Source organism: Streptomyces sp. NPDC005899 (assembly GCF_040629645.1).
Lineage (GTDB): Bacteria > Actinomycetota > Actinomycetes > Streptomycetales > Streptomycetaceae > Streptomyces.
The window spans coordinates 1-1,151 of sequence record NZ_JBEXWB010000704.1; the positions used below are offsets into that span (position 1 = coordinate 1).

Consider the following 1,151-nt stretch of genomic DNA (forward strand, 5'->3'; position numbering starts at 1 on the left):
CACACGCGCCCGCGCGGGGCCCGCTCCCCGCAGCGGCCCGGGGCCCGGCCCGCTCCCGCGGCCTCGTGCCGCTAGAACCCCAGCTTGCGCAGCTGCTTCGGGTCGCGCTGCCAGTCCTTGGCGACCTTCACGTGCAGATCGAGGAAGACGGGCGTACCCAGCAGCGCCTCGATGTGCTTGCGCGACTTCGTGCCCACGTCCTTCAGCCGCTTGCCCTTCGGGCCGATGATGATGCCCTTCTGGCTCGGCCGCTCGATGTAGACGTTCGCGTGGATGTCCAGCAGCGGCTTGTCCGCCGGGCGGTCCTCGCGTGGCAGCATCTCCTCGACGACGACCGCGATGGAGTGGGGCAGCTCGTCCCGTACGCCTTCCAGGGCGGCCTCGCGGATCAGCTCCGCGACCATGACCATCTCGGGCTCGTCGGTGAGGTCACCCTCCGGGTAGAGCGGCGGGCTCTCCGGGAGCAGCGGGGCGATGAGGTCGGCCAGCAGTCCTACCTGCTGGTCCTTGACCGCCGAGACCGGGACGATCTCCGCCCACTCGAAGCCCAGCTCCTCGCCCAGGCGCGAGACGGCCAGCAGCTGCTCGGCCAGCGCCTTGGAGTCGACCAGGTCGGTCTTGGTGATGATCGCGATCTTCGGCGTCTTCTTGATCCCGGCCAGTTCCTTGATGATGAACGTGTCCCCGGGGCCGAGCTTCTGGTCGGCGGGCAGGCAGAAGCCGATGACGTCGACCTCGGCCCAGGTGGTCCGCACGACGTCGTTCAGCCGCTCCCCGAGCAGCGTGCGCGGCTTGTGGAGACCGGGCGTGTCCACCAGGATCAGCTGCGCGTCCGGGCGGTGCACGATGCCCCGCACGGTGTGCCGGGTGGTCTGGGGGCGGTTGGAGGTGATCGCCACCTTCTGACCGACCAGAGCGTTCGTGAGGGTGGACTTGCCCGCGTTGGGGCGGCCCACGAAGCAGGCGAAGCCGGCCCGGTGGGGGGCGTCGTTCTCCGCCTGCTCCGCAGCAGCTTCTGTGTTCGGTCGAGCGCTCATGGCGCCCATTCTCCCCGATCCCGGCGGCGCCGATGCACAGCAGGGCGCTCAGCGGCCCCGGAGGGCCCGCCCCCGGGCTTCCGGAGGGCCGGCCGACGGCGCCGCGCGGCCGGG

General features: G+C 71.3%; 1 protein-coding gene. It reads right to left on the reverse strand.

Annotated elements, in window-relative coordinates; all coding sequences use genetic code 11:
• Window positions 1-71 precede the first annotated feature (71 nt).
• Window positions 72-1,046 (reverse strand): GTPase Era, encoded by a 975-nt coding sequence (era, locus tag ABZ371_RS32795; RefSeq protein ID WP_358686624.1) that lies wholly within the window; start codon window positions 1,044-1,046, stop codon window positions 72-74.
• Window positions 1,047-1,151 lie beyond the last annotated feature (105 nt).

Coding starts and splice junctions, on each gene's coding strand:
- era (WP_358686624.1), bottom strand. CDS start 1,046: ATGGGCGCCATGAGCGCTCGACCGAACACAGAAGCTGCTGCGGAGCAG.